The organism is Actinomycetota bacterium (assembly GCA_005774595.1).
Taxonomy (GTDB): Bacteria; Actinomycetota; Coriobacteriia; order Anaerosomatales; family D1FN1-002; genus D1FN1-002.
On record VAUM01000321.1, the window covers coordinates 1 to 2,145 of the forward strand.

Consider the following 2,145-nt stretch of genomic DNA (forward strand, 5'->3'; position numbering starts at 1 on the left):
CTCCTGGATGAGCGCGCCCTGGCTGTAGCGCTTCGGCGGCTCCGTCTGCTTCTCGAGCAGCTCCGCGCCCAGGAAGGCCACGGTGTCCGCCTCGGCGAGCGCCGGCAACGTCTCGTCCTTCTTCAGGCCGTACGGGTAGATGGCGCGGAAGCCCGGCTCGACGAGCACGTCGCCGCGCGCGACGAACGGCTGGCCGTTCACGTCGATGGCGACCTTCGTGCCCTCGATGGTCGCCGCGCCCGACAGCGTCGCCATGAAGCGCCTCGCCACGAGGTTGTACAGCTTCCACTCCTCGGGCTTGAGCTTGTCGGGGTCGCCGGCGCCGGTCGGGTGGATCGGCGGATGGTCGGTGGTCTCCTGCTTGCCGCGCGTGGGGGTGAGCGCGCCGGCGTGCAGCAGGCCGCGCACGTAGCCGGCGTACACGGGCACGTCGGCGAGCGTGTGCAGGATGCCCGTGAGGTCGAGCGACGGAGGGTAGACGGTGTTGTCCACGCGCGGGTAGCTGATGTAGCCGTTCATGTAGAGCGTCTCGGCCACGCGCATGGTACGCGCGGGCGACATCCCCTCGGCCGCGGCGGCGGCCTGGAGCGCGGTGGTGTTGAACGGAGTGGGCGGCGGCACCCGACGCTGCGTGCGATCGACCGACGTGACCGTGCCGGTGTCGTGTCCCTCCACGGCGGCCATGACCGCCTCGGCGTCGGCCTCGGCCTTGAAGCGGTCGGTGGCGTGCCCTCCGCCGAACGCGTCCGCCTCGTCGGCGCCGTCGCCGGCGGCGAACCGGGCCTTGACCTGCCAGTAGGTCTCCGGCTCGAACCTGTCGCGCTCCTGCTCGCGCTCGACGACGAGCGCGAGCGTGGGGGTCTGCACGCGGCCGGCCGAGCGCACGTTGCCGAAGCCCGCGTACTTGGCCATCGTCAGGAAGCGGGTGAGCACCGCGCCCCACACCAGATCGATGTCCTGGCGCGAGCCGCCCGCCTCCGCGAGGTCCTCGTCGACCTCGGTCAGCTCCGAGAACGCCCGCTCGATCTCGTCCTTCGTGATCGCCGAGAACCGCGCGCGGCGGACCGTCACGGCCTTCGCCACCTCGCGGACGAGCCCCTTCGCGTCACTGCCGATGAGCTCGCCCTCGCGGTCGAAGTCGGTCGCGATGATGACCTCGTCGGCCTCCTTCGCGAGCTTCTTGAGCGAGCGCACGATCTCGACCTCGGCCGGCGACTTGCCCACCGGCGCCCACACGAGGTACGGCAGCGACGCCACCTTCCACGGCTTCAGGTCGATGCCCGACGCGAGGAACGGCTTGCTGCGCGACTCCCACGGGGGGACCGGGAGCGCCTCGGGGATCGAGGCGGGCGCGGTGCGGTCGTCCGGCCACACGGACTCCCAGCCGCGGTCGCCGTAGGCGAGCTTCAGCGGGAAGTCCACGCCCAGGATGTGACCTTTGAGGCCGATGCTGACCCAGTCCTCGCCGTCGCGGCGGAACCGGTAGACCGCAGTCGCCCCGACCTTGTCGGACTTGGGCTTGCCCACCGCCAGGATCTCGGCGATGCGCTTCGCGGCGATGTTCTTCTCGGAGACGACGAGCTTCAAGATGCGACCCTCCGGGCCTCGGTGCGCGCATCAAGGACGGCGCGCGAATGCTTGCGAGTATACACAGGGGCGTCAACACCGCCCGCCGCGCGCGGACCCTACAGGCCGAGGTCCTCCGCATGCGCCTGCATCGCGGCCAGCGCGAGCGCGAGGAACTCCTCGCGCGTCATGCCGAGGCCGCCGCACGCGTCCATCTGGTCGCGGCCCGCGCCCTTCGCGAACGCCTTCTCCTTCCAGCGCCGCAGCAGGGCGCCGACGTCCACGCGGTCCAGCCGCTTCTCCGGCCGGATGAGCGCGGCGGCCACGATGAACCCGGTCGTCGGGTCCGCGGCGTACAGCGCCGTGTCCATCCGCGACACCATCTCCACCTTCTCGGCATGGGCGAGGATGGCGTGGAGCATCTCCTCGTCCACTCGGCCCCGGAGCGCCTCGGCCGTCACCAGGCCGTGGCGCGCCGGGTCGTCGGCCGTCTCGGCGTAGTCGAGGTCGTGCAGCAGGCCCACCAGCCCCCAGCGCTCGACGTCGGCCTCGTCCAGCCCGTCGCGCTCGGCGAGGGCG

General features: G+C 71.8%; 1 protein-coding gene. It reads right to left on the reverse strand.

Annotation, left to right across the window (positions count from 1 at the left end; genetic code table 11):
- Positions 1-1,587, reverse strand: a 1,587-nt coding sequence (locus tag FDZ70_09625) for a DNA topoisomerase (GenBank protein ID TLM69566.1), incomplete at its 3' end; no start/stop codon positions are given.
- Between the last annotated feature and the right edge of the window lie 558 nt (positions 1,588-2,145).